At 67.9% G+C, this 18,704-nt stretch carries 16 protein-coding genes and 1 pseudogene; 8 read left to right on the plus strand and 9 right to left on the minus strand.

Going from position 1 to position 18,704, the window contains the following annotated elements:
• Positions 1-58: 58 nt before the first annotated feature.
• Positions 59-442: pseudogene (locus tag OG698_RS17280) on the minus strand (ATP-binding protein); the annotation flags it as partial.
• A 151-nt stretch (positions 443-593) separates the two neighbouring features.
• Here OG698_RS17280 and OG698_RS17285 point away from each other — a divergent pair.
• The gene (locus tag OG698_RS17285) at positions 594-1,475 is read left to right on the plus strand and encodes a helix-turn-helix domain-containing protein (protein ID WP_406111117.1); all 882 of its coding nucleotides are present in this window, start codon (positions 594-596) and stop codon (positions 1,473-1,475) included.
• An 8-nt stretch (positions 1,476-1,483) separates the two neighbouring features.
• Complete coding sequence (locus OG698_RS17290; RefSeq protein ID WP_406103888.1) at positions 1,484-1,693, plus strand: DUF397 domain-containing protein; 210 nt, start codon at positions 1,484-1,486, stop codon at positions 1,691-1,693.
• A gap of 112 nt (positions 1,694-1,805) precedes the next feature.
• On the opposite strand, the gene OG698_RS17295 is transcribed toward OG698_RS17290, so the two are convergent.
• The 6 genes from OG698_RS17295 to OG698_RS17320 form a co-directional block, all read right to left on the minus strand.
• Positions 1,806-2,336 (minus strand): hypothetical protein, encoded by a 531-nt coding sequence (locus tag OG698_RS17295; protein ID WP_406103889.1) that lies wholly within the window; start codon positions 2,334-2,336, stop codon positions 1,806-1,808.
• A 200-nt stretch (positions 2,337-2,536) separates the two neighbouring features.
• Positions 2,537-3,076, minus strand: coding sequence for a hypothetical protein (locus OG698_RS17300; RefSeq protein WP_406103890.1), 540 nt, complete (start codon positions 3,074-3,076; stop codon positions 2,537-2,539).
• Positions 3,076-5,340 (minus strand): hypothetical protein, encoded by a 2,265-nt coding sequence (locus OG698_RS17305; RefSeq protein ID WP_406103892.1) that lies wholly within the window; start codon positions 5,338-5,340, stop codon positions 3,076-3,078. Before OG698_RS17305 ends, OG698_RS17300 begins: the two co-directional genes overlap by 1 nt.
• Before the next feature lie 35 nt (positions 5,341-5,375).
• Positions 5,376-5,822, minus strand: coding sequence for a hypothetical protein (locus tag OG698_RS17310; RefSeq protein WP_406103893.1), 447 nt, complete (start codon positions 5,820-5,822; stop codon positions 5,376-5,378).
• 1 nt (position 5,823) lies between these two features.
• Positions 5,824-7,119, minus strand: a complete 1,296-nt coding sequence (mycP, locus tag OG698_RS17315) for a type VII secretion-associated serine protease mycosin (protein WP_406103895.1) — start codon at positions 7,117-7,119, stop codon at positions 5,824-5,826.
• Between the two features lie 1,836 nt (positions 7,120-8,955).
• Positions 8,956-9,219, minus strand: a complete 264-nt coding sequence (locus tag OG698_RS17320) for a hypothetical protein (RefSeq protein ID WP_406103897.1) — start codon at positions 9,217-9,219, stop codon at positions 8,956-8,958.
• A 791-nt stretch (positions 9,220-10,010) separates the two neighbouring features.
• On the opposite strand from OG698_RS17320, the gene OG698_RS17325 reads away from it, so the two are divergent.
• A complete protein-coding gene (locus tag OG698_RS17325; RefSeq protein WP_406103899.1) occupies positions 10,011-10,460 on the plus strand; it encodes a DUF5753 domain-containing protein in 450 nt (149 codons plus the stop codon).
• Positions 10,461-10,463: 3 nt separating this feature from the next.
• Positions 10,464-10,682 carry a DUF397 domain-containing protein gene (locus OG698_RS17330; protein ID WP_406103900.1) on the plus strand — a complete coding sequence of 73 codons (219 nt, stop codon included), beginning with the start codon at positions 10,464-10,466 and terminating at the stop codon, positions 10,680-10,682.
• Here OG698_RS17330 and OG698_RS17335 read toward each other — a convergent pair whose 3' ends face one another.
• Positions 10,683-12,356: an MFS transporter gene (locus OG698_RS17335; protein ID WP_406103902.1), complete on the minus strand. Its 1,674-nt coding sequence runs from the start codon at positions 12,354-12,356 to the stop codon at positions 10,683-10,685. It abuts the gene before it with no gap.
• Positions 12,357-12,525: 169 nt separating this feature from the next.
• Here OG698_RS17335 and OG698_RS17340 point away from each other — a divergent pair, with 169 nt between their 5' ends.
• Positions 12,526-13,122 (plus strand): TetR/AcrR family transcriptional regulator, encoded by a 597-nt coding sequence (locus OG698_RS17340; RefSeq protein ID WP_240654269.1) that lies wholly within the window; start codon positions 12,526-12,528, stop codon positions 13,120-13,122.
• A 152-nt stretch (positions 13,123-13,274) separates the two neighbouring features.
• Here the strand turns inward: OG698_RS17340 and OG698_RS17345 are convergent, their stop codons facing one another.
• Positions 13,275-14,648 (minus strand): cation:dicarboxylate symporter family transporter, encoded by a 1,374-nt coding sequence (locus tag OG698_RS17345; RefSeq protein WP_406103904.1) that lies wholly within the window; start codon positions 14,646-14,648, stop codon positions 13,275-13,277.
• A gap of 214 nt (positions 14,649-14,862) precedes the next feature.
• On the opposite strand from OG698_RS17345, the gene OG698_RS17350 reads away from it, so the two are divergent.
• The 3 genes from OG698_RS17350 (at position 14,863) to OG698_RS17360 (ending at position 18,683) form a co-directional block, all read left to right on the plus strand.
• Complete coding sequence (locus OG698_RS17350) at positions 14,863-16,494, plus strand: ATP-binding protein (RefSeq protein WP_406103906.1); 1,632 nt, start codon at positions 14,863-14,865, stop codon at positions 16,492-16,494.
• Complete coding sequence (locus OG698_RS17355; protein WP_406103907.1) at positions 16,491-17,189, plus strand: response regulator; 699 nt, start codon at positions 16,491-16,493, stop codon at positions 17,187-17,189. Before OG698_RS17350 ends, OG698_RS17355 begins: the two co-directional genes overlap by 4 nt.
• A 120-nt stretch (positions 17,190-17,309) precedes the next feature.
• Positions 17,310-18,683: an extracellular solute-binding protein gene (locus OG698_RS17360; protein WP_398375194.1), complete on the plus strand. Its 1,374-nt coding sequence runs from the start codon at positions 17,310-17,312 to the stop codon at positions 18,681-18,683.
• The last annotated feature ends 21 nt before the right edge of the window (positions 18,684-18,704 follow it).

Here is an 18,704-nt window from a genome sequence, read left to right on the forward strand (position 1 = left end):
GCGCCCGGACCGTCTTGCCGAGGTCCGGACGCAGGAACCAGTCCAGTTCCAGGGCCAGTTGGCGTACGACCATCAGGCCTCGGCCGCGCTCGCCCTCCGGGCGGAGCTCCGTCACCGGGAAGACGGGTGACGGGTCCGACACATCGACCAGCAGCCCACCGCCCTCCGTCGCGGCCAGCCGCACCCACACCTGACGCCCCGGCACCCGGGCGTGCGTCACGGCGTTCGCCGTCAGCTCGGACACGACGAGGACGGCGTCCTCGACCTCACCCGGCCACTGCCAGAAGGTGAGCCGCCGTCGCGTGTGCATACGGGCGAGGGGGACGCTCCGCGGCGTCATGGGGTAGCCGGTGGAGCGGTCGAGGGTGGGGAGGGCGGTGGACATGGGGGGGCCTCTCGGAGCGGGCTTGCGCTGCCCAACTACCGTGACGGGACTATCCATTCGGATTCAATCGAAAGCTCGCTGATTAATCAGCGCACAGCAAAATGGACTATGCCGAGTTCAGCGCACACGGCTGCGCTCCGCACACATGGGGTGGCACACTCGGCACACCGCAGCGAGCGGCACGCACGGCAACACGGAGGCGGCGCAGATGGCAGCCAAACGCGGACGCACGGCCCAGCGTCTCGAACTCGGCCTCCAACTCCGGCAGTTACGAGAGAACTGCGGCCTCGGCGAGCGTGGCGGCGGCTTGACACGAAGGCAGGCGGTTCAGGGGCTACGCATCTCCGAGGCGTCGCTGCAGCGCATCGAGGCGGGCGCCCTGAACTTCCGGAACGCGGGGGACCTACGAAAGCTGCTCGAGAAGTACGACGTCACGGACGAGGACGTGATGGAGTCCCTGATCAACCTCAACCGGGAGTCCAACCACCAGGACTGGCTGACGCAATACCGAGGGCTGATGCCCGCGGGCATGCCCGGCTTCGTCGGCCTGGAGCCGGAGGCCAGGGCGATGAAGGCTTACCACCCCACCGTGGTCTACGGCCTACTGCAGACGGAAGGGTACGCACGCGCAACTCACGTACTGCACAAGCCGATCGAGGAGTACACCTCGGAGTTCATCCGCAACAGCGTCGAACTGCGGATGAAACGCCAGGAGGTACTTACCGGGGACGACCCTGTCAGGTTACATGTCATCCTCGGTGAAGCAGCACTCCGCTACCCCGTGGGCGGCAGTGAGGTCATGCACGACCAATACGCACGGCTCAAGGAGTGGTCCGGATGGGACCACATCACCATCCAGGTGCTCCCGTTCCGCCGCAGCTACCGTTCCACGAACGATTTCGCCATCCTCGACTTCGGCGACGCTCTGCCGCAGCGCGTACAGGCCGACAGCGCCTGGGGTTCCGTCTCCACGTCGGACAAGCCGCGCGAAGTCGACCGTTTTCAAAGGCGGTTCGACGCCATGGCCGCGTCGGCACTGCCGCCCGAGGACACTCCGGATTTCCTGCACCGACTAGAACGAGAGCTGTAGGCCCGTCTATGCCCACCCACCGCACCTCCTCCGATGTCGCTCCCGAGCACGCCTGGTTCAAGTCGACGTACAGCGACCCCGGTCAGAACTGCGTAGAAGTCGCGGAGACCCCCACCGGAATAGGTCTCCGCGACTCAAAGAACCCGACGGGCCCCGCCCTCCTCCTCACCCCCGCCACCTGGACCCGCTTCCTCACCCACGTCCGCGTCCGCGGGTAACTAGCCCTGGCTGCACACCAGTTCGGCGGAGCCGGTGAGCTCCGGCTCCGCCGCACCCCGCGCGGCAGCAGCACCTCTGCCAGGAGTGTTCTCTTCGTCTACTGCGTCGGACTCATGCGGTGCAATCGAACTTCTTGGTTTCTTGAGGCACGAACTCGTCGACGAAGCGCTGAAGCTTCTTGTAGCCCTTGGCGGAGTTCTCAACGCGATCGCCGCTGAAGATGACATCGAACGACATGTACGCGGATTTGGACTTGCAGTTCGCCTGAACCACGGCGTGATCACTACCGATGACCGCATCGCCCGGGAATCCGACGTCTCTTACCGCCGCATTCTTGTGAGCCGCCGCGACGGATGTCCAGTTCACCGGATCCGACTTTCGGTCGTACTTCTGGACCGTGGCAAAGAGGATCTGATGCCCGTCCACGGACATCTTGCAAAATGCGCCAGGCCGCGCGCTCGCCTCCTCGTACTTCTGGGTCAGGCTGTTGCCTTCTGGTACGAGCGGGGAGAGGGTCCCCTGCTTCATTGGCGTTCGGCAGAACTCGTCCGGGATTGAGAGGTTCTTGCTATTGCAGCCCGAAATCGCCACCACTGCAGAGGCGAGTACGAGAGCCGGCGCACCTCGCTTCAAGGATTTCACTAATGGTCTCCTGCAATGCCATCGGCGCGCGCGTTGCCATCGTTGGCAGCGCCGGCTATCTGCTTGTAGATCCCGTCATCGTACGAGTAGCCAGGGTGATCGAGAGCCCAGTCCGAGTTGGTCGAGTACCGCTGTCCGGCAATTTCGTTGAGCTGCCCTTGACGGTAACCGTAGATCTTTCGGCGTCGGCCGAGCTTCCTCTAAGTGGTGCAGTCAAGGTACTTCGTCATCGCGGGTACGTAATTCTCCAGGAACCCCTGAAGTTTCTTCACCCCGGATTGAGAGTTGTCGATCTGGTCGCCCTGCAGGTCAATGTTGAAGATCAGGAATGCGGAGCTGGCATCAGGCTGGCACTTGGCTGTTGCGCGTGCGCCATTGGCACCGATGACCGCGGCACCGGCAAAGGAGACTTCCCGCTTCTTAGCCTTGCTGTACTTGGCCAACGCGGTGTTCCAGTCCTCGGGAGGAAGGGGCTGGTCAGTGGTACGGATCGTCGAGGTGAGGACCTGTACGCCGTCGACGTGCAAGGAGCACAGGATCTCTGTGGCTTCTGATCCACTCTGCTGGGCCTCCAGATCCTTACCCTCAGGAAGAAGCGGCGAGAGCACCGACTTCTTGACGGGAGCGCCACAGAACTTCCCTGGCACATCAAGGCCCTCGTTGCTGCTGGTGCATGCAGTCGCGCTCGCTGTGATGACGACCGAGGCAAGAAGCGCAGCGCCTTGCCGGACTACGTTCACTACTGATCCCCTGCAAGTCCGTCGGCGCGCTTGTTACCGTCGTTCGCGGCCGCAGCGATCTGGTCGTGCACTCCTTGGTCGAGTGAGTATCCGTCGCGCCTACCCGCCCAATCCGAGTTGACGGCGTACCACTGCCCAGCAATCTCGTCGAGCTGGTTCTGTCTTGTCGTATAGGTCGCCTGATTGTTGGCGGTGAGCTGGTCGGCCTGATGCTGCTGCTCATCCATGATCCACTTGCTGGTGACCACGTCGGCGCCCCGCTGCGCGAGGTCGCCGACGCCAGGGATGAAGTTGAGCACGGCGCCGGAGGAGTGATAGCTCCATGCCTTGTCCCAGGTGTAGTCGTGCTGATCTCCCTTGAGGGCGTTGTAGCGCGCCTCCTCCATGAAACCGATCGCGTGGCCCGCCGAGTGCAACGTGTCCTCGGGGCTCCGACTGGAGTCGTGGATGTCCTTGGTGATGGCATAGTTCATGCCTTCGTGGAGCATTCCGTACGACTCCTGACTTCGGGAAATCTGCTTGGCGACTTCCATGACCTGGTGCTGGTCCAGCGAGGTGAGTGGATCGTTCGACTGGCCGCCGATCCTGCTCATGGACTGATAGACCTCGTCCCCGTGATTGACCATGATCTTCGCCATACTCTCGCGCAGCGAGGCGGGCATGTCGTCACCCTGGTCGGAGAAGCTCTCCAAAGTGGCATGGAAGACCCGGTTGTTGGCTGCCGTGTGGCGAGTGGGAGCGTCGGCAGAACCTGATGGGTCGTGCCCTGTCGCCGCGGCGGCGAGGGCGTCACCCAATCCGCGGCGGTTATCGGCGTCCATCTTGTCCGCTCCGGCGATCTGCGCCTTGCCGGTGTCTTCCGTGGTGTCGATGACGTTCCAGTCGCGGCTGTCGTCACGGTTGCCCACCAGGTAGTCGTAGCGGGCCTTGCCGTCGGGCGTCCCGGGATCGAGATAGCCCGCTGCGCCCTCGGGAGTATGTGCCATGACCTGCAACGCACCGTCCACGGGGTCGTTGGCGAGCCAGCCACCGCCGTCGCCCTTGCCGCTGAACTTGCCGTGCAGGTCCCAGATGTCCGGGTTCTTCTTCTCGGCCTCGATCGCCTGGTCGGTCACGTCGGCGACGAACTGCGGGGAGTAGTCGTGGCCCTGCTTCATGAGCGTGACCAGGCTCTGGAACCCGTCGATGTCCTGCTTGGCTCCTGGTCCCACCGCGACCCGCTCGCCGGCGAACTTCGACTCGTACTTCTTGTCGCCCAGCTTCCAGACATCGTCCTGCCACTGCTTGTAGAAGGACCCCTGTGGGCTCATGTACCAGCCGGAGAAGGCGCTCTTGTACGCCTCCGTGCCGTAGCGGAGCCGCTTTCCCTTGTCGTCGTAGAAGTCGGGGACACGGGTGGCGGTGGCCAGGGAGTCGGATATGCCTCCATTGATGTCGAGGTAGGCGTCCCGCTGTTTGGTGTCGGTGACGTACGCCAGGTCGTCGATCTTGTTGGACAGCTTCAGCGTCTTGTCCAGGCCGAGGGAGTCGAGGAAGGTCTGGCTGAACACCTTGTTGTCGGAGTTGTCGCGCATCAGGCGCCGCCACTCCGCCGGGTCGCTCGGCTTCTTGCCGTCCAGGATCTCGTCGGCGTACGCCTTGGCTTCCAGCGCCTCGTAGTACTCGATGTCGCCCTTGGCTCTGCCGTTGAATCCATGGCCCTGGCCCAGAGCCTCGTCCGCCATACGCTCGAACAGGCTCTTGATACCTGCCGCGTCGCGTAGGGCGAGTTTGACGCCTTGGTCGGCGTCGTCGACCGCCTGCACGGCGTCCTTGATCTTCTTGGTCCAGGCGTCTTCGGACTTCGTCACCTGCGCCAGGTACTTCTCGTAGTCCGGGTCATGCTGGTGCGGGGTGAGCTTGCTCCGGTCGTAGACAGCCTGACCCTGGCTGTTGACGGACAGGTCCTGCTTCTCCGCTGATGCGACGATGCGCTTCACCTCACCGACAAGACGGGTGAACTGGCCGTGGGCGTCGCGCAGGAGCGAGGCGATGGCTCGTGCTTCGGTCTGCGCGTCCACGTACTGCCGGCTGGTCGCGGCGAACTGACCAGCCGCCGCCCCGGCCGCAATGCCGGTCCACCCGCCGCCCTCGGGAACCTTCTTCACCTTGGCGTTGTAGACGCCCTCCATCTTGCCCAGGTCCTCGGCCATGTGGTCCCAGGCCGTGGCCGCGTTGGTCAGCGCCCCGAGCTTGATGGTCATCACGTCTTGGTAGGTGAGCATGCCCGCCCCGAATCCCCGTTTCCGCTGCTACTGGTTCAGATCTCGCGACGCGGCGCGCGTCCCGGATCAACCTGGGCTATCTGACCCTCCACGCCGTGGTCGACGTTCAGGAACTCGCCCTGCGTCTTCGTCAACGCCGTCTGGTCGCTGTCCAGACGGCCCTTGAGGTTGGCGACCTGCAGTTCCCACTCCTTGTGCGCGTCCGCCAGTCCCTCGCTGGTCGCCCAGCCGGAGAACGTCTGCGCCGCCGTGGCGGACGCGTTCCGCGCGCCGTCTCCGGCCTTGTCCGTGCCTGGGCGGATCTCCTCCTCGAGGGCCTTCACCGCGGCCTTCTTGCCGGTCGGGTCCGTCTTCAGGTCTTGGTCCCCGCCGCCGCCAGGGCGCCTGCCAGACGGAGCGCTGTTCAACTGCATACGCGGATCTTGCTGTTGGCGCTGCGCCAGCGCGTCCGCCTTCAGCTGCTCCCACTCGTCCCACGCCATGTCATGGCCTCCCCGTGTGGTTGGTGTCTTGGTGGTAAGGCCACTGCTGCCCCTGTTGCGGACCGGGCTGTAGGGCTTGCGGGTTCCAGTCGGTCGCGTACGGCTGCGCGGGTGGCATCGGCGGCTGCGCGGCCATCGCCTCTCGGCGACGTTTGCGGCTGCGGAACGCCAGGGTCCCGCCAGCGGCACCGACGAGTACCAGGCCGCCGAAACCCGCCAGAATCCACGGCATCGCACTGGAGTCGTCGCCGCCGGATGCCACAGCCGGCTCCGTGGCGCTCGCCGAGGGGTTCGCCGTCGCACCCCCGAGGACTTCTGCCGCCCCGTCCTTGAAGTCGGGCAGCGGGTATGCGTCGGCTGGCCCCGGATTGTCTGGGTCCGTCAGCGCGATGCGGGGACGGACGGCACCGTAGCCGATCTCGTCGGTGCGCTCCTTGCCACTCACCGGGCCACTCGCCGTGTTCAGCATGACTCTCAGGACCTGATTGTTCGTCCAGTCTGGATGCTTCGACCAGATCAACGCGGCCGAAGCCGACGCGAGCGCCGTGGCGTCACTGGTGCCGTGTGACTCGCACAGACTGGTCTTCCCGTTGCAGGCGTGGACCATTTCTTCACCGGGCGCGACCAGGTCTACCTGCGGACCGTGCTGGGACTCCTTCGTCTTCTTGAGGTCCTTGCCGATCGCTCCGACACCCACCACTCCCGGTGTCGCGCCCGGGAATTCCAGTCTGTTGGACCCGGCACCGGTGTTTCCCACGGCTGCGAAGACCAGTTTGTTCTTGGACAACGCGTAGGCGACCGCGTCGTCGAGCTTCTTCGAGTGCTCTTCACTGCCCAGTGAGATGTTGATGATCCGGGCATCTGTGTCTGCGGCATAGCGGATGGCTTTGGACACGTACGTGGGATAGTCGTCCGGATTCCCGTCGCCGTCAGCCCGGCTCCGCTCGATGAAGTCCGGCACCCGGACCGGAAGGATCTTCGCTCCCGGAGCCAGCCCGTACGTACCCGTCGTGCTTCCCTTCGCGCCGGTCCCGGCGATGAGCACGGCCATGTCGGTTCCGTGACCGTCGTAATCCGTGTGCTCGTCCCCGGGGTGCCACGAGTAATCCTTACCCGACAGCACCTGCCCGCGCAGGTCGGGAAGATCAGGGTCGACTCCGGAGTCGAGAACCGCGACCGTAACCCCCTTGCCCGTGCTCGTCTTCCACATTTGCTCGGCCCGCGTGGCATCCAGGTACCACTGCTGACTGCGGACGCTCTCAGCCTGTGCAGGAGTCACCACCAGGCCCGCGAGCACGACACCGGACAGGACCGCCCCCAGCCGAAGCCGTCGCACCTGCTTGATACCGGACCCCATGGTCATCCTTCGTGTCGCTGCTACTCGTCGGGCAGGCCCGGCAGACGAGGCGGAGACAACGGCCTCGTTGTCTGCTCTGCCTCTGCTTCCTCTCCCACTGGCCGCTCAGAACGCGGGTGCTCTGAAGGCGCAGGCCGGGCACCATCTTTGCGTGAGGTGGTCGAGGAGGCCCGGGCGGGTCCACTGCCGCGCTGCGCCTGGGCCACGTCGCCCTCGGTACTGCGTACGAGGCCCGTCCCACGGGCCGCTGGCGACGGACTCCGGCGTGTCTTTGACGGCTGGGGCTGTCCGCCGGCGACTCCATCCGAGTGCGCTGGCAGTCGTGCTCCCGTCGAACCGCTGCCACGGCCTGCGGCAGAACCGGCGCCGGGGCCAGGCACTGCTCCAGTACGGGCCCCGTTTACAGGGCCGCCGCGCGCTCCGGGTGTCGGCTGGGCCGGGGTGCCACCGATCACCGTGCCTCGCGAAGGCGCGCTCGCCGGACGACCTGCCTCCGGCGCCATCGGGCGACCACCGACAATTCCATTGGAGGGACGTCCGGGGTTCACATTGCCCGGCCCCCGCCTCGGTGCTGCGGAGCCACTGGGTGTCCCTGATCCCGGCATACCAGGAACTCCGCGTCCCGGTGTCATCCCGCGCGACGCGCCGGGAGTGCCTGGAGTACCGGGGGCCGTCGGAGTGCCAAACGGTCCCCGAGCACCGTAGGCCGAGGGGAGACGACCTGCCCCAGAAGCGCGCGGAGGCGCAGCTGGACGTCCAGTTCCTCCGAACACCGGCGGCGGCGTTCCCGGGCCCGGCGGCACGATCCCGGACGGAGATGGCGATGGCGGGGACAGCGGAGCAGCCGACGCAGGCGAAGACGGAAGTGTGCTGGCGCGGTCGAGGGACGTTCCCGTCCCGCCCATAGGCAAATCCGGAATCGACTTTGGGGGACTGGCAGTGGGGCCATGGCCTCCGGTTGCCAAGGCAGCGCCGCGCGCCGCCTCCCGGACCACCGCGGTACCCGCCGCGGCAACACCGGCTCCGCTCGCCACGGCTGCCGCCTCCGTGTTCGAAGGCGCTTCGGAGGACGATCCCGACTTGTCGTCTCGGCCGTCGCGCTTGTCAGGCACGAACTGCTTCGGCAGCTCCGGGAACTCCGGCTCCTTCAGCGCCCCGATCTGCTCGTTCGAGGCCGTGTACGACTGCGCCAGCTTCATCATCAGCATGGCCGCCTCGGCGCGGTCGTTGTCGTACTGCGACTTGGCCGACGTAACAGCCGACTCAGACGGCCCACCGTCATGGTTGCCGACATCCGCCGCCTTAGCCGCGTGCGCGTCCAGCACCGAGCGCGCCGCGACGCTCGAGTTCTTCAAGCTCTCCAGCTGCGGCTTGACCTCATGCAGCGTGTCCGCCGCGTTGGCCATCCACTTTCCCGCGGTCTCGCTGTAGTCGCCCAGACCCAGTGTCGCGAGCGCGGCTTGGTGGACCCACTTCCGGAACGCGTCGCCGCCCTCACCGTCCCACTCGACAGCCGTGCTGTGGGTCTTGAGGTCATCACCGATACTCGTGATCGTCTTCGCTGCCGAGGTCAGCAGCGCGCCGAGGTCCGCGGGGGTCGTACCGTCCGCGGACTCGACCATCGCCCAGAGTTGCTCCGGGGTGTGCACAGCGAAGCGGTACTCGTTGACCATCCCCCACATCTGGGAACCCAAGTCACTCATGCCGCTGCACCCCCGTCTTCGCGCCCTCGGGCCTTGGCCCTTACGACAGTTCCCACATCCAACAAGGGCCGCATCACAGCCCGCCGGCTTCGCTGTCCGTCGCCTTGGGCGTCGGCTCACTGTGATCGGCGCCGGCCGAACTGTCCGGGCCTGCAGACGACTTCGCGTTCGGGCCGCGCTCCAAGAGAGCGTCGGCCTCGCTGCGAATGCGGCTCAACCGGGCGCGCACGTCATCATCTAGGTTGTTGTAGCCGGTCTTCGACGCGTCGACCGTGACCACCAGTGCTTCGATCTGGAGCGCCAGCATCTTCGACAGGCTCTCCAACTGGCCGTGCACGTGTGTGTAGGTAGGAGGTGTGCAACGCATTCGCCTCGTCGAACGTCCCCAACCGCCCTGTAGGTATCGTCCCGTTCGCAATCGTCTTCGGCGCGGCATGGGACTTCTCCAGGTCCGTCAGAAGCGCGTCGACCCTGCGCTTGAAGGCCGTGAGCGTCTCGCCCTCGACCCGCATGGCCTGCACCGCAGCCGCGCCACCACCAGCCATGAGCGACGCGGCGACACCACCTGCCACCGCTCCGATCCCGCCAGAAGGTGCCTGCGACGAGCCCCCCGAACCGTCGGCCACAGCTTCGCCCTCCCCCGTACTGCCTGTCCCTCAGCGCTCTCTCCCGGCTGCTGAGTCCGATCCTGCAGTTCTCATCTGTAACAGAAGCAACCCAGGCAAGGTAGTCGGTGCCTCACAGTCCGTGCAGAACCCTAACGAGCACGTACATGCGTTGTGGCCGGAACCTGATCTACGTGGGGGACCCGAAGATCCCCCGCGATCGCTCTGGTGAGAGTGGGGCCACCGAGGCAAAGGCTCTGGCCAGAGGGGCGAATGCGGATCTTGCCGCACCAGGGTGCCGGCGTTGTTACGGAGGCGCCGTCATGGAAGGAGCGGCCCCGAGCACCCTTGATTGGCGCTTTCCTGCCGTCCACGAGCAGGCGAGGAGGCCGACCGGATTGAGCTCCGCCGATGACGACGGGCGCCGAACTGGTCGCCGCCTTCACCGACGCCAGGCTGCTGGACCACCCGACAGTGGTGCACAGACTGCTCCAGACGGAGAGATGCCCGGGGCATCTTCGAAGTGCAGAGGCCGGTCGAGGAAACCACGTCGGAGTTCATCCGCAACGGCGTGGAACTGCGCATGGCCCGGCAGGAGGTCCTGACGCGGGACACCCCCGTCCGGCTCCACGCGATCCTCGGCGAAGCCGCGCTGCGCTACGTCGTGGGAGACGCCGACGTCATGCGCGAACAGTTCGGGCAGCTCACGAAGTGGGCGGCGCACGACCACATCACGATCCAGGTGCTGTCGTTCGGGCGGGGCTACCGCTCGACCAACGACTTCGCGATCCTCTACCTCGGAGACCGGCTGCCGCCCCGGGTGCAGACCGACACGGCCTGGGGCGCCGTCTCCACCTCCGACAAGCCCCGCGAAGTCGACCGGTTCGCCCGCCGGTTCGACGCCATGGTCGCTTCGGCACTTCCGCCGGAGGAGACACCGGAATTTCTGCGACGACTGGAACGAGAGCTCTGACACATGAACACTCACCCCCGATTCACCGACCTCGACATCGCGCCGCACTCCGCCTGGCGCAAGTCGTCGTACAGCGGTGGCACGGGCAACAGCTGCGTAGAAGTCGCGGAGACCCCCGCCGGAATAGGCCTCCGCGACTCAAAGAACCCGACGGGCCCGGCCCTCCTCCTCGCCCCCGCCACATGGACCCGCTTCCTCACCCACGTCCGCGTCCGCGGGTAACTAGCCCTCGCTGCCCACCAGTTCGGCGGAGCCGGTGAGCTCCCGCTCCGCCGCACCCCGCGCACGCCGCGGCAGCAGTACCGCCACCAGCACCGTCCCGACGCCCAGGATCACCGCGCCGACCAGGCTCGTGTGCGCCACCGCGCCCGAGAACGCCGAGCCCACCGCGTCGGCCATCCCGTGTGCGCCCTGCGCGAGCTGCTCGGCCTGCCCCTTGAGCTGGGCCGCCTGCTCCGGGCTGGTCGCGCTCGCCGCCTTCTCGGCGGCCTTGTGGGCCTGCGCCCCGATGCCCTGCGCCACCGCGTAGCCCGCGCCCACCGAGTCCTGGGCCGTCGACAGCGCGTCGCCCGGCAGCTTCGAACCGGCCGTGTTGTCCGCCAGCTGCGACGAGTACGAGCCGGCCAGGACCGAGCCGAGGATCGCGATGCCGAGCGAGCCGCCGAGTTCGAGCGACGTGTCGTTGACCGCGCCGCCCACGCCCAGCTCCGACTCGGGGAACGACCCCATGATCGCGTCGGTGCACGGCGAGAGGGCGAGGCCGATCGCGAGGCCGAGGATGACCAGGGGCAGCACGAAGTCCCCGTACGCCGACGAGGCGTCGATGCGCGTGAGGAGCGCGAGGGCCGCGGTGCCGCCGACCATGCCGGCCGTCACCGTGATCTTCATGCCGATGCGCGGGGTGAGGTACCCCGTGAGCGCCGAGCCCACGAAGACCGCTCCGGCGAGCGGCAGCATGCGGACGCCGGTGGCCAGCGCGTCGTAGCCGAGGACGAACTGGAGGTGCTGCGTGAGGTAGTAGAAGGCGCCGAAGACCGCGAGGAAGAAGAGGGCGACCGCGAGGTTCGAGCCGGAGAAGCGGCGGTCCGTGAAGCGGCGGACGTCCAGGACCGGGCGCGGGTGGCGCAGCTCCCACAGGACGAAGGCCACCAGGGCCAGGCCCGCGACGACCGCGGCGCCGATCGCCTTGGCCCCCCAGCCGAAGTGCGGCCCCTCGATGATCATGTAGACGAGGGCGCCGACCCAGACGACGGAGAGCAGTCCGCCGACGTAGTCGATCCGGTGCTGGTGCGCCGCCTTGGACGGCGGTACGAGGGCGAGGGCGCCGACGAGGGCGACGGCGGCCACGGGCACGTTGATCAGGAACGTGGACGACCAGCCGTGGTTGCGCAGGAGCGCGCCGGCGACCAGGGGTCCGGCGGCGATGGCGAGTCCCGCGGTGGCGGTCCACAGCACGATGGCCTTGGCGCGCTCGGCGCGCGGGAAGGTGGCCGCGAGCAGCGACAGCGTGGCGGGCATGATCATGGCCGCGCCGACGCCCATGACCGCGCGGGCCGCGATGACCCCGGTGGAGCTGTCGACGAGCGAGCCCGCGACGGCGCCGCCGCCGAAGACGACGAGGCCGAGGATGAGTGCCCCGCGCCGGCTGTACTTGTCGCCGATCGCCCCGAGCAGCAGCATCAGGGCCGCGTACGGGACGGTGTAGCCGTCGATGACCCACTGGAGGTCGGCGCTGGTCAGGCCGAGGTCCTTGGTCATGTCGGGCGCCGCGACGGTGAGCGCGGTGTTCGCCATCACGATGATCAGCAGGCTCAGGCAGAGCACGAGCAGAGCCCACCAGCGGCGGGCGTACGGCCGGTCCGTCCCCTCGACCGGTTCCTTCATGACGAGGCGCATTCCCCTGCCACCCTCCGGGGCCCTCGGCCCCCACAGTCCACGAGTCCATGTGTCCACGGACATTGCACAGCACTGTGCAATTACACAACGCTGTGCAATTTACGTCATTGCACAGCGCTGTGCAAAACCACACGTGAACGGGGTCGGGACCGGGGTGCAGAATGGGCGCGTGACTTCAGGACGAGCCGACACCAACCGCCGCCGCATCCTCGACGTCGCCCTCGCCGAGCTGCTGCGCGACCCGGACGCGTCCATGGACCAGATCGCCAGGGCCGCGGGCGTCGTGAGGCGCACGGTCTACGGGCACTTCCCCAGCCGCGAGGCGCTCGTCGCCGCGCTCGTCGACGACGCCGTCGTCGCGGTCGAGGCCGCGCAGACCGAGGGGCGCGCGGGCGTGAGCGACCCGGCCGAGGCCGTGGCCCGCTCGCTGCTCGCCGTGTGGGAGGTCGCCGACCGCTACCGCCTGCTGGTCGCGCTCGCGCAGCGCGCCGTGACCGTCGAGGGCATCCGCGCCAGGCTCAGCCCGGTCCGCGACAGCTGCACCGAACTGCTCCAACAGGGCCTGGAATCGGGAGAGTTCACCTCTCCCCTGCCACCGCCGGCCCTCGCGTACGTCCATGAGCAGGTGCTGTTCGGACTGCTCGAAGCGGTCAACGACGGGCTGATCCCAGCAGAAGAGGCGGGCCGCTCCGCCGCGGTCACCGTACTGACCGCGGCGGGCGTACCCGCCTCACGCGCCACCGAACTGGTGGCAGGACTCACCTAGGGCGCCCCGTCAGGGGCGCGGGGAACTGCGCGACCAGCCCCCGCCGACCCGCGGCTTCATACAGGCCCACGCCACCCCACCCCCAGGGGCGCGGGGAACTGCGCAACAAGCCCCCACCGACCCGCAGATTCCAAGCGAACCCAGCGGAGCGCTCAGGCCTTCGCCAGCTCCTTGTCGCCCTCACCCCGCTGGCCAGGAACAGCGGCAGCGCCCCCGCTCGCGTCGTCCACGAGCGTGCGCTCGTCGAAGGGCAGGTCACCTGCGAGCACGCGCGCGACGCGGTCCTTGTCGACCTCACCCGTCCACGTACCGATGAGGAGCGTCGCCACCGCGTTGCCCGCGAAGTTGGTCAGGGCGCGGGCCTCGCTCATGAAGCGGTCGATGCCGATGATCAGGCCGACGCCGTCGACGAGGGCGGGCTTGTGCGACTGGAGTCCGCTGGCGAGCACCGCGATGCCGGAGCCCGAGACGCCCGCGGCACCCTTCGACGCGACCATCATGAACAGCAGCAGGCCGATCTGCTGGCCGATGGCGAGGGGCTGGTCCATGGCGTCCGCGATGAACAGCGAGGCCATGGTCAGGTAGATCATCGTGCCGTCGAGGTTGAACGAGTACCCGGTCGGCACGGTGATGCCGACGACGGGCCGGCTGACGCCCAGGTGCTCCATCTTCGCGATGAGCCGCGGCAGCGCGGACTCGGAGGACGAGGTGGACAGGATCAGCAGGAACTCGCGGCCCAGGTACTTCAGGAGCGCGAACAGGTTGTAGCCGGTGGCCAGGCGCAGCACGGTCCCGAGGACCACGACGACGAACAGGATGCAGGTCACGTAGAAGCCGAGCATGATCGTGGCCAGGGCCTTCAGGGCGTCCACGCCGGTCTCGCCGATGACGGCCGCCATCGCGCCGAACGCGCCGACGGGCGCGGCCCACATGATCATGCCGAGGACGCGGAAGACCAGCTTCTGGATGTGCTCGACACCCTTGAGTACCGGCTCACCGGCGCGCCCCATGGCCTGGAGCCCGAAACCGACGAGCAGCGCGACCAGCAGCGTCTGGAGCACCTCGCCCTCGGTGAACGCCGACACGAGGGTCGTCGGAATGATCCCGAGGACGAAGTCGACCGGGCCCTCGGCGGCGTCCTTGGCCGCGGTGTGTCCGACGTCCTTCACGGCCTGCGTGAGGTGCATGCCGTCGCCCGGGTGCAGGATGTTGCCGACGACCAGGCCGATGGCGAGCGCGACCACGGACATCACCAGGAAGTAGCCGAGCGCGAGCCCGCCGACCTTGCCGATCTTGGCGGCCTTGCGCACGGAACCGACGCCGAGCACGATCGTGCAGAAGATGATCGGCGAGATCATCATCTTGATCAGGGCCACGAAGCCGGTGCCGACCGGCTTGAGCTCCTTGGCGAAGTCCGGCCAGATGAAGCCGACCGCGATGCCGAGAAGGACGGCACCGATGACGGCGATGTACAGATAGTGGGTGCGGTCTCTCTTGGTGGCGGCTGCCACCTGGGTCTCGGCCACGGGTGCCTCCTGACGGCTGTGTGTGACGTACGGCGTACTGCGTACGGGAAACCTGCACGTACGCGCCATGCGTGCGGCTCACGTCTGGCGAATCACGGTGACTATCTCCCGCCTTGTGAGGGCCGTCACCCTTCCGTTCATTTAGTTCGCGCTTATACGTTCAAGTAGTTCACGCTTGAACGTCCGCGCCTGTACCGAGAGGCAGACTGGGCCCATGCGCTTCCCCCTCCTGCCACGCGCCCGCAGCCTGGCCGGCCAGCTCTTCGCGATGCAGGTCGTCCTGGTCTTCGTCGTGGTCGCGGGGTGCGCGCTGTTCACGTACATCAGCGACGGCAACCAGGCCGAGCAGGCCGCCACACGCCAGGCGACGGCGGCGGCCCGCGCGGTCGCGGACGCGCCCTCCGTCCGCGGGGCGATCACGGGGGACGGCGACCCGACCCGCACGCTCCAGCCGTACGCGAGCGACGTCCAGCGCCACACCGGCGTGGACTTCGTCACGATCATGGATCCGCACGGCATCCGCTGGACGCACCCCGACGAGCGCCGCATCGGCGAGCGCTTCCTCGGCCACATCGGGCCCGCCCTGCGGGGCCGGACCTTCTCGGAGACGTACACGGGCACGCTCGGCCCGTCCGTGCGCGTGGTGACCCCGATCATGTCGGGGCAACGGATCGTCGGCCTGGTCAGCGCCGGCATCACGGTCGAGGAGATCAGCGCGCAGGCGCGCGGCCAGGTGCTGGCGGTGGCCGGCGTCGCGGCCGGCGCTCTCGTCCTCGGCGGGATCGGCACGTACGTCATCAACGCCCGGCTGCGGCGGCACACCCACGGCATGAACGCGACCGAGCTGAGCCGCATGCACGCCTATCACCAGGCGGCCCTGCACGCGGTGCGCGAGGGTCTGGTGATGCTCGACGGGCAGCGCAGGATCGCGCTCATCAACGACGGGGCGCGCGAGCTGCTCGGTGTCGGCGACGAGACGGTCGGGCGCAACGTCGCGGAGCTGGGCCTGCCAGCCCCGCTCACGGGCGCGCTCCTCGCGGCGGAGCCCCGCGTCGACGAGGTGCACCTGACCACCGACCGCGTGGTCGTCGTCAACACCTCCCCCGTCTCCAGCGGCGACCGGCGCGGCACCGTGGTGACCCTGCGCGACCACACCGAACTCCAGGCGGTCATGGGCGAGTTGGACTCCGAGCGGGGCTTCACGCAGGCGCTGCGTTCGCAGGCCCACGAGGCCGCGAACCGGCTGCACACCGTCGTCTCGCTGATCGAGCTGGACCGCGCCGGCGAGGCGGTCGACTTCGCGACGGCCGAACTGGAGCTGGCACAGACCCTCACCGACCAGGTAGTCGCCGCCGTGAGCGAACCGGTGCTCGCCGCGCTCCTGCTCGGCAAGACGGCGCAGGCCAACGAGCACGGCGTGGAGCTGGAGATATCCGAGGACAGCCGCATCGACGACGGCCTGGTGCCGCCCAGCCTGCCGGCCCGCGACCTGGTGACGATCCTCGGCAACCTGCTGGACAACGCGGTCGACGCCGCCCAGGGCTCCCCGCACGCGAAGGTGACGGTCACGGCCCGCGCACAGGACGACACCCTGCTGCTGCGGGTCACGGACACGGGCCCGGGTGTCGCCGACGGCCACGCGGACGCGGTCTTCGAGCGGGGCTGGTCCACCAAGCCGGCCGGTCCCGGCGGGCGCGGCCTCGGTCTCGCGCTCGTCCAGCAGTCCGTCGCCCGCAACTCCGGCACCCTGACCCTGGCCGAGTCCCCCACGGGCGGCGCACAGTTCACTGTCGTCCTGCCCCTCCAGCGCACGAGCGCGACCACGCCCACGGGAGGCACCGCGTGACAGATCCCGACACCACCAGCGGCGCCATTCGCGTATTGGTCGTCGAGGACGACCCGGTCGCCGCCGACGCCCACGTCCTGTACGTGAACCGGGTCCCCGGCTTCACCGCGATCGGCAAGGCGCACACGGCCGCCGAGGCCCACCGGGCGCTTGAGCGCACCCAGGTCGACCTGCTCCTTCTCGACCTGCACCTCCCCGACGGCCACGGTCTCCAGCTGGCGCGCGCACTGCGGGCGGCCGGCCATCACACGGACGTGATCGCGGTGACCTCGGCCCGCGATCTCACGGTGGTCCGCGAAGGGGTCTCGCTCGGCGTGGTGCAGTACGTACTGAAGCCCTTCACGTTCCCGACGCTGCGCGACCGGCTCGTGCGCTACGCGGAGTTCCGGGCGGCGGCGGGCGAGGCGGGCGGCCAGGACGAGGTCGACCGCGCCCTGGCCACGCTGCGCGCACCGAGTCCGGCCGCCCTGCCCAAGGGGCTGAGCGCACCGACCCTGGAGCGCGTCACGCGAACGCTGCGCGCCGCTCCCGAGGGTCTGACCGCCGCGGCGGCCGCCGAGTCCGTGGGCATCTCACGCATCACGGCCCGCCGCTACCTGGAGCATCTCGTCGAGTCGGGCCGCGCCGCCCGCAGCCCCCAGTACGGCCAGGTGGGCCGACCTGAGCTGCACTACCGCTGGCTCACGACGGTCTAGACCATTGGTCAACCGCCCACTCCTGCACGGGGATTGACCTTGGTCCGACCCCGCCCGTACGTTCACCGGGCAGCCCCGCTCGGCAAGCCGGCCGGCGGCGGCCCGTAGGAGGTCGTGCCCGTGCGCCCCACCGCTCCAGTGCTCCTCAGCGCCACTCTGCTCATCGCCGCGACCGGCCTGACGGCCTGCAGCAGCGGCTCCGGGGACGACCCGGACACCGTCAGGATCTCCTTCAAGCAGTCGACCGACAACCAGATACGCGTCATGGACAAGTACCTGGCATCGATGAAGACGCAGTTCGAGAAGGATCATCCGGGCAAGAAGGTGAAGCTGGTGCCGATCAAGGCGCCGGACTCCGAGTACTACACCAAGCTCCAGCAGATGCTGCGCTCCCCGAAGACGGCACCCGACCTGGTCTACGAGGACACGTTCCTCATCAACTCGGACATCACCAGCGGCTACCTCAAGCCCCTCGACTCCTATCTCGCCAAGTGGCCCGACTGGAACCAGTTCATCGACACGGCGAAGAACGCGGCCAAGGCCCAGGACGGCAAGACGTACGGCGTCCCGGACGGCACGGACACCCGCGGACTCTGGTACGACAAGGGCATCTTCGCGAAGGCCGGCATCAAGACGCCCTGGCAGCCGAAGAGTTGGGACGAGGTCCTCGACACGGCCCGCACGATCAAGAAGAAGGTCCCCTCCGTCACCCCGCTCAACGTCTACACGGGCAAGCCCGGCGGCGAGCAGTCGGCGATGCAGGGCTTCGAGATGCTCCTGTACGGGACGGGCACCGGGCCGGGCACCGCGGACCCGCTGTACGACAGGTCGTCCAACAAGTGGATCACCGCGGGCAAGCCGTTCAAGGACGCGCTGAACTTCGTGAAGACGGTCTACGGCGAGAAGCTCGGCCCCGACGTCTCCGACGCCCTCGACCCGAACATCGGCACCCGGGTCCGCGGCGAGCTGCTCCCCAAGAGCAAGCTGGCGATCAACCTCGACGGCTCCTGGCTCCCGCAGGACTGGCTGAAGGGCAGCGGCCACGAGTGGCCCGAGTGGTCGCAGAAGCTGGGCCTCGCGCACATGCCGACGCAGAACGGCCAGGCGCCGGGCAAGGTCAGCATGTCGGGCGGCTGGACCTGGTCGATCCCGTCGAAGGCGTCCAACCCCGACCTGGCCTTCGAGTTCATCAAGACGATGCAGACCAAGGCCAACGCCCAGAAGTGGTACATCGCCAACTCGGGCATCGCGGTCCGCAAGGACGTCGCGGCCGACCCGGCGTACGTGAAGGCGCAGCCCGGCATCAAGTTCTTCACGGACCTGGTGGCGTCGACCCACTACCGCCCCGCATACCCCGCGTACCCGAAGGTCTCCACGGCGATCCAGGAGGCGATGGAGTCGGTCACGACGGGCGACAGCTCGGTCGAGAAGGCGGCGAGCACGTATGACGAACAACTGAAGACGGCGACGGATGGCAAGGTGATCACCAAGTGAAGGTGGGGCCGAGCGGTGTCC

This window comes from Streptomyces sp. NBC_01003 (assembly GCF_045162695.1).
Lineage (GTDB): Bacteria > Actinomycetota > Actinomycetes > Streptomycetales > Streptomycetaceae > Streptomyces.